General features: G+C 72.7%; 8 protein-coding genes. All 8 read left to right on the top strand.

Annotated features, from left to right (window positions below):
- The first annotated feature begins 30 nt into the window (after nucleotides 1-30).
- Entirely contained in the window at nucleotides 31-1,500 is a 1,470-nt protein-coding gene (locus VGE38_RS14985; protein WP_331143355.1) for a TadA family conjugal transfer-associated ATPase, read from the top strand.
- Complete coding sequence (locus VGE38_RS14980) at nucleotides 1,497-2,405, top strand: type II secretion system F family protein (protein WP_331143354.1); 909 nt, start codon at nucleotides 1,497-1,499, stop codon at nucleotides 2,403-2,405. The genes VGE38_RS14985 and VGE38_RS14980 overlap by 4 nt, the downstream gene beginning before the upstream one ends.
- Entirely contained in the window at nucleotides 2,402-3,361 is a 960-nt protein-coding gene (locus VGE38_RS14975) for a type II secretion system F family protein (protein ID WP_331143353.1), read from the top strand. Before VGE38_RS14980 ends, VGE38_RS14975 begins: the two co-directional genes overlap by 4 nt.
- Before the next feature lie 112 nt (nucleotides 3,362-3,473).
- On the top strand, nucleotides 3,474-3,692 hold the full coding sequence (locus VGE38_RS14970; RefSeq protein WP_331143352.1) for a hypothetical protein: 219 nt from the start codon (nucleotides 3,474-3,476) through the stop codon (nucleotides 3,690-3,692).
- A 16-nt stretch (nucleotides 3,693-3,708) separates the two neighbouring features.
- Nucleotides 3,709-4,239, top strand: a complete 531-nt coding sequence (locus tag VGE38_RS14965) for a TadE/TadG family type IV pilus assembly protein (protein WP_331143351.1) — start codon at nucleotides 3,709-3,711, stop codon at nucleotides 4,237-4,239.
- Nucleotides 4,236-4,685 (top strand): TadE/TadG family type IV pilus assembly protein, encoded by a 450-nt coding sequence (locus VGE38_RS14960; RefSeq protein ID WP_331143350.1) that lies wholly within the window; start codon nucleotides 4,236-4,238, stop codon nucleotides 4,683-4,685. Before VGE38_RS14965 ends, VGE38_RS14960 begins: the two co-directional genes overlap by 4 nt.
- 10 nt (nucleotides 4,686-4,695) lie before the next feature.
- Nucleotides 4,696-5,133: a pilus assembly protein TadG-related protein gene (locus VGE38_RS14955; protein WP_331143349.1), complete on the top strand. Its 438-nt coding sequence runs from the start codon at nucleotides 4,696-4,698 to the stop codon at nucleotides 5,131-5,133.
- 130 nt (nucleotides 5,134-5,263) lie between these two features.
- Nucleotides 5,264-7,496: LysM peptidoglycan-binding domain-containing protein (locus VGE38_RS14950; RefSeq protein WP_331143348.1), on the top strand; the 2,233-nt coding region annotated here is incomplete at its 3' end.

The following is a 7,496-nucleotide window of genomic DNA, read 5'->3' as shown; positions in this document are numbered from 1 at the left end:
ACGTACCGCTCGAGGATTGGGGGCACGACTGTGAGCACCAACAGCTACAGCTGGGGCTACGGCTCAGACCGCTCGGACGGCTCCGAGTCGCACCTGCATGCGGTGCCGGGCACCACCGGTGCCGGCGCGCGTGAGGGTCTGGGCGGCGGGGGAGAGGCCCCGCTGCCCGCCGACATGCAGGGCCTGGTCCGTCAGGTGCACCGCGACGTCGCGTCTGCCCTGCAGACCGAGCAGCAGAACCGCCGCGACCGAGGCGAGCCCCGGCTCGAGGGGCCGGCCGAGCAGCACTACGTGCGCCACCTCCTCGGGATCGCGATCCGCGACCTCGGCGTGTCCCGGATCGACGCCGGGCAGCAGCAGCTCGGCGACGTCGTCGAGGCCGAGCTCCACCGCGCCGTCATGGCCCGCATGTTCGGAGCCGGGCAGCTGCAGCACCTGCTCGACGACACCACGATCCAGGACATTCACATCAACGGCTCCGACGACGTCTGGGTCGTGCGCGTGGACGGCCACAAGGAGCAGGTCGGGCCGGTCGCCGGCAGCGATGAGGAGCTGATCGAGCTCGTCGCGACCCTGGGCGCCTACGCGGGCCTGAACGCGCGCTCGTGGGACGCCGCGAACCCTGCGATCGACCTGACTCTTCCCGACGGGTCGCGTCTCGCGGGCATCCTGGGGGTCTCCAAGCGGCCCGCGGTCTCCATCCGTCGGCACACGGCGCAGGACTGGACGCTGCAGCACCTGATCCACCAGCAGTCGCTGCACCCTGAGGCCGCCGCGTTCCTCACCGCTGCCGTCCGGGCGCGGCTCAACATCTTGATCGCCGGCGCGACCGGCTCGGGCAAGACCACGTTGCTGCGTGCGCTCGCGGCCGAGATCGAGCCGCGAGAGCGGATCATCACGATCGAGAAGGCCTTCGAGCTCGGCCTCGACCGGTTCCCTGAGCGGCACCCCGACGTGAAGGCGCTGGAGGAGCGGCTGCCCAACAACGAGGGCGCCGGCGCGGTCTCGTTGGCTGACCTGGTCCTGCGCACGCTGCGGATGGGTCCTGACCGCGTCATCGTCGGCGAGGTGCTCGGCCCCGAGATCGTCACGATGCTGAACGCGATGACGCAGGGCAACGACGGGTCGCTGTCGACCATCCACGCCCGCTCGGCGCGGGATGCGTTCACCCGTATCGAGACCTACGCCATCCAGGCCGCGGAGCGGTTGCCGGCGGAGGCCTCGCGCATGCTGATCGCCTCCGGCATCGACCTGGTCGTCTTCGTCGAGCGCGATCTCCGCAGCGGCCGACGGCGCCTGAGCGAGATCATCGAGGTCGACAAGTACGACGAGGTGATCCACGCCAACGGGCTCTTTGCGCTGCCCGATGGCGCGGGCCCCCAGGATCACGCCCGGTGGACGGGCGTGACGCCCAAGCACCTGACCGAGCTGGAGGTGGCTGGCTGGCAGATGCCCGGCACCGGCCCCACCACTGGTCCCAGCGGGGGTGGTTGGTCGTGACCGGTCTGCTCGGCTCGCTCGCGGGCGCGGCTCTCGCCGGCAGTCTGGTGCTTCTCGTCGCAGCCGTGCGCGGGTGGAAGCCGAGCCTGCAGCGCGTCGGCGGTCGAGGCGCGCAGGGCAGCGGGACCGTGGGTGCGTTGGTCGGCACCGAGGGCCGGCGCCGGCTGGCCCTGGCCGTGGCGGCTGCACTGCTGGTCCTGCTGCTGACGCGGTGGCCCGTCGCTGGGGGCGCCGCGGCTGCTCTGATCTGGCTGTGGCCGACGATGTTCGGTGGGCGACGTGCCGGCGCTGCGCAGATCGAGCGGATTGAGGCGCTCGCGACGTGGACTGAGTCGCTGCGCGACACCATCGCCGGCGCGGTCGGCCTGGAGCAGGCGATCGCCCACTCCGTCGACATCGCCCCCGCGCCCCTGGTGCTCCCGCTGCAGCGGCTGCGTGGCCAGCTCGACGCACGCATCCCGCTGGTGCGTGCCCTCGACGGGCTCGCCGAAGACCTCGACGACCCCAGCGCCGATCTGGTCGTCATCACCCTCAAGCAGGCCGCGCAGCTGCGTGGCCCGGGCTTGGTCGCGGCCCTGACCCGGCTGGCCACCACGACCCGTCAGGAGCTCGAGATGCGACGGCGCATCGACGAGGGCCGCAAGAAGGTCCGCCGGGGCGCGCTGGTGATCGTCTGCTTCGCCGGGGGCCTCGGGGTCGCCATGGCGATCGGAGCGCCTACCTTCGTCGCGCCCTACGGCACGCCCACGGGTCAGCTGATGCTCGCCATCGTGCTCGGTGTGTTCGCGGCCGGGCTGATGTGGATGCGCTCGAGCGCCGAGATCAAGCAGCCGGCACGGCTGCTCCGACCCCCGACGCAGGTTCCGGCGCAGGTCCCGTTCCAGTCGCAGGGAGGTACCCGATGACGCTCGCAGGATCTTCGATCGCTCTGCTCGCCGGGGGGACCCTCGGCGCGGCGATCGCGTTGCTCGTCTACGCCGTCGCGGCTCCGCGGCCGTCCCTGGCCTCTTCCGTGCAGCGTTGGGAGCGTCAGCGCCGGCTCACCTCGACCACCGCTGGCCTGTCCGACTCCGCTGCAGACGGGAGGGGACGTACCGCCGACCACGGCGCCGGCCGGGGCGAGCAGCTGAGCTCGCGCCTGGGGACACGACTGGTGGAGATCTCAGGCCGCTACGGCATCGCGTTCGAGGGCCTGCGTCGCGACCTCGCGCTGGTCGACCAGACCCTCGAGGCGTTCCTGGTCAAGAAGATCTCCTATGCGCTGGTCGGGCTGCTCACCCCGAGCGTGCTCGTCACGCTGGCCTACGCCGGCGGCATCACGGTGCCCTTCACCGTGCCCGCCAGCATGGGCCTCGGGTTCGCCCTCGCTGCGTTCCTCCTGCCCGACGCCACGCTGCGCAGGAAGGCTGAGGATCGGCGTGCCGAGATGCGCTACGCCCTGGCCTGCTACCTCGACCTGGTCGCCGGCAGCCTCGCCGGCGGGCGCGGTGTGCCCGACGCCCTGGCCACCTCCGCCCGCGACTGCCACGGCTGGGCGTTCGACACGATCAGCGACCTCATCAGCCGAGCCCGGTACCTCGGGGAGCCGCCCTGGGCGGGGTTCAGCGCGCTGGGGCAGCGCACCGGGATCACCGAGCTCGCCGACCTCGGCGGGGCGCTGATGCTCGTGGCCGACGACGGGGCGAAGGTCCGAGAGTCCCTCATCGCACGCGCCACCTCAGCGCGGCAGCGGCAGATCGCCGAGGCTCAGAGCGCGGCGGAGAAGGCCGACGACTCGATGAGCGCGGCGACCATCGTCCTCCTGGCCGGCTTCCTGCTCTTCCTGATGTTCCCGGCGACCGCGGTGGTGCTGGCCATCTGACCCCGCCGTCTGACCGGGCGCTGACCTGTCTGGATCGGCCCACCGACCCGCACCTCTTCACCAACGACCCGCAACACCGACTAGCACCGACCAATCACCTCGGGAGGACCCCATGAACAAGATCCGCATCCTGCTCGTGCTCACCCAGCTCCAGCTGCTCGCCGCCCTCGTCTCGCCCTTGCGTGGCCGCGACACCCGCCGCGACCAGCGTGGCGCGAGCGGGCCCGAGACCGCGATCATCGTCGGCATCCTGGCCGCCCTGGCGATCGCGATCGGCGCGATCATCGTCCAGAAGTTCACCGGCGCCGCTGAGGCCATCCCGACCCAGTGATCGGCACGAGCGACCAGTGAGCACTCCCACGACCACCCCGGCGATCACCCCGGCGGCTGGCGCCGTTCCCGTGCCCGGCTCTCACGCCGGCGCACGGCGGTCGCGCACGCCGGCGACCCGCCTTGTCGGTGTCCGGGGGCGTGGCGCGCGTGGCGCGCGTGGGCAGCGTGGGGCCACGACGGTGCAGGTCGTGCTCATCGCGCCGCTGCTGATGCTGACGCTCATGACGATCGTGCAGGCCGGGCTGATCTTCTACGCCCAGGCCGTCGTCGAGGCTGCAGCGCAGGAGGGTGCCGCCGAGGCGCGCCGCTTCGACGGCACCGAGGCGGGCGCGCAGAGCCGCACCGAGACGTACCTCGAGGCCCTCAACTCGAAGATCCTGGAGGGCCGCTCGGTGCAGGTCACCCGGTCGGCGGAGACCGCCGAGGTGACCGTGACCGGGTCGGTCATCAGCCTGGTCCCGTTCCTCGACCTCGAGATCCAGGAGTCGGCCACCGGCCCCGTCGAGCGGTACGTCCCTCCGGTCAACGCCGGCGGTGCCCCATGACCGCGATGGCGCGCCTCGCGCAGCTCGTCTCGCCGGCCGGCCGGCGTGGCCAGCGTGGCGCCGCGGCGATCGAGGCCGCCCTGATCGCACCCGTGCTCATCGTCGTGCTGTTGTTCGTCGTCGGCCTGGGGCGCATGGGCCAGACCCGGCAGCAGGTCGAGTCGGCCGCGGCCGATGCTGCCCGGGCCGCGTCGCTCGAGCGGAACACCTCCCGCTCGGCCGACGCCGCGAGCGCTGCTGCCGCGGCGTCCCTCGATGACAGCGGGGTGGTGTGCACCGGCGTCGAGGTCGACGTTGACGTCTCGGACTACCAGCCCGGCGGGGAGGTCGTCGTCACGGTCTCCTGCACCGCGCAGCTCTCCGACGTCGCGCTCTCGGGTCTGCCCGGCTCCAAGGTCTACTCCGCGACCAGCATCGTGCCCATCGAGACCTACCGAGGCTCCTGAGGAGGCCCGCATGCGCAGATCCCGACACCTCCTGCAGACCACACCGACCCGCGAGCGCGACCAGCGCGGGGCCGTCACGGCGTGGGTTCTGTTCCTCGTGCCGGCGATGCTCGCCGTCGCTGGACTTGTCATCGACGCGACGTACACCCTCGGCGCGAAGCGCGAGGCCATGAACGACGCCGAGCAGGCCGCACGGGTCGGTTCCGACGCGCTCAGCGAGTCCGCACTGCGCAGCGGCATCACCGCCGTGAGTCACGACCAGGCCGTCGCCGCGGCGCAGACCTACCTGAGCCGGGTGGGCGCGACCGGGACGGTCAGCGTCGACGGAGGCACCGTCACCGTCGTCATCACCGGCGAGCGCGACACCACGCTGCTGTCCGCGGTCGGGGTCGACTCGCTGCCCTACACCGCTGAGGCCTCCGCGGTCTCGATCAACGAGGACGACTGACCGGCAGTGGTGGGTGGTGGGGGTGTCTGGATCGGGCCACCGCCCCGCACCTTTCCCCGTTGAGGACTGCCCTGCAACAACGGCGCCACCGGCGCCGGGCCCGGGGTTCAAGCACAGGAGGTAGCCGACCATGAGGATCGCGACCACGCTCAAGGCGATCGGAGCGCTCGCCGTGCTGGTGGCGCTCGCAGCGGGACCCCCGGTCCTGCTGGTGCGTTTCATCGGCAACCCCTGGCCGGCCGAGGGGATCGACCTGGGCGCGCCCCTCACCGATGGGGCGCTCTTCGGGCTGCTCGCCGTCATCATCTGGGTCGCCTGGGCGCAGATGATGCTCTCGATCCTCGCCGAACTCGTCTACGCGGCACGCGCGCTGGGCTCCTCGCGCGCCGGCCGGGAGCCGGGTGACTGGGAGGCGTCGGCGGGATCGGCGGGGTCGTTGCCCGGCGTGTTCGGGTTCCAGCAGCAGCTCGCGCGGCGCCTGGTGATGGCGGTCCTCGCGGCCGTGGTCGTGACGCCGGCGATCGCCGGCACCGCGCATGCTGCGACCGGAGCTGACGCCGGCGGTACGGCGGGAGGTACGTCCCCCGCCCCTGCAGCTGCAGTCGCCCACCAGGACGCGGACCAGGACGCGGGCTCTGACGCCACGGCGTCGCGGACCCCGACCAGCGACAGCACGGCTACCGAGGTGAGCTCGGAGGCGAGCCCGGTCGCGTCCCGGGGGGTCGTCGTCGAGCCGTACGAGTCGCTGTGGTCGATCGCCGAGCGCGAGCTGGGTTCGGGAGAGCGGTGGGCCGAGATCGCCTCGCTGAACGAAGGCGCCGAGATGGTCGACGGCGCCACGTTCGACAGCAACGGCGTCATCCGGCCGGGATGGACGCTGCAGGTGCCCGACGACTCGCCTGCAGGCGGCTCTGCCACCCCCGAGGCGGCCGCGGCGGACGGCCAGTACGTGGTGGAGAAGGGCGACACGCTCTCACAGATCGCCGCGGAGCACCTTGGTGACCCGGATGCCTACCCGGCGCTCTTCGAGGCCACCGCCGGCGTGCAGCAGCCCGATGGGCGGTACCTGAGCGACCCGAACGTCATCGACCCCGGGTGGGTCATCCAGATCCCCTCCCAAGCCGCACCGGAGGCCGCACCGGAGGCCGCACCGGAGGCCGCACCCGAGCCCGCACCCGAGCCCGCACCCGAGCCCGCACCCGGTGGTGGCGGGGTGCCCCAGCTCGTGCCCGAGTCGAACGGCGAGGACGAGCTGGAGGCTCCGGTCGACGACGGCCAGGCCGACGACCAAGTCGACGACCAGGTGGAGAGCGAGCCGTCGACCAGTGCCGGCGACAGTGCCGATCAGGCCGAGACCGGGGGCGCAGCTGACGACGCGGCCGGCGAGGGGGCTGAGGAGGGGGCTGACGACGTGGCTGACTCGGCTGAGGAGGCCGGGTGGCCGACGCGAACCGCCGGCGGGATCGCTGCGCTGCTGGCTGCCAGCGTCGTCGCGCTGATCGGGCTTCGTCGACGTCGCCAGCAGCGCGACCGGCGCCCGGGGGAGCAGATCGCGATGCCGTACGGCGACGCGGCGGCCGTCGAGCAGGAGGTCCGCGCGGTCGCTGATGAGGCCAGCCTCGCGAGCGTGCAGGTCGCCACCGCGGGTCTCGTCGACGTCGACGGGGCAGCGCCGGCTGTGCGTGCGGTCCGGACGGCCGGGGAGTGGATCGAGCTCTACCTCGAGGAGCCGGCAGTCCTGCCGGCGCCTTGGGAGCCGCTGGTCGACCCGGAGACCAACGAGACGACGGGGGCTGCGGCGATCTGGCGATCGACCGCGGCCGCGATCACGGCGTCAGCAGCGGGGGCGACCGCGGGGGAGCAGCGCTACCCGGCTCTGGTCGCGCTCGGCGCCGACGACGAGGACGGGCAGGTCCTCCTGAACCTGGAGCAGGCCGGCGGCCTCAGCATCGAGGCGGCCACCGAGGATCTCGCGCGTGAGGTGCTGACCGCAATCGCGCTCGAGCTGGCGGTCAGCCCCTGGGGCGCGAGCGCCGATGTGTGCATCGTCGGCGACCGCTCCGAGCTCGTCGACGCGGTCGAGCCCGATCGACTGCGGTACGTCCCCACCATCGGTGACTACCTGCAGCAGGCCGACGTCGACGTCACGGCCCGGGTGCTGGTCGTCCTCGGCCCGGTCTCCGAAGGGGACCGCGCCCGCCTCAAGGCCACCACCACAACGATCACCACGGTCGCCGCCGGCGACGTCGGCCGCTGGACCCTGCGCCTCGAGACGGAGGAGCGGGCCTGGCTCGCGCCCACGGGTGTCACGGACCCGGCCGCCGCGGTGGCCATCGCCCCGCAGCGGGTCGATGAGCGCTCCT

This window comes from Nocardioides sp. (assembly GCF_036405735.1).
In the GTDB taxonomy this organism is placed as follows: Bacteria; Actinomycetota; Actinomycetes; order Propionibacteriales; family Nocardioidaceae; genus Nocardioides.
Note: the sequence above shows the minus strand (reverse complement) of the source record. Positions and strands in the feature narration are given on the sequence as shown.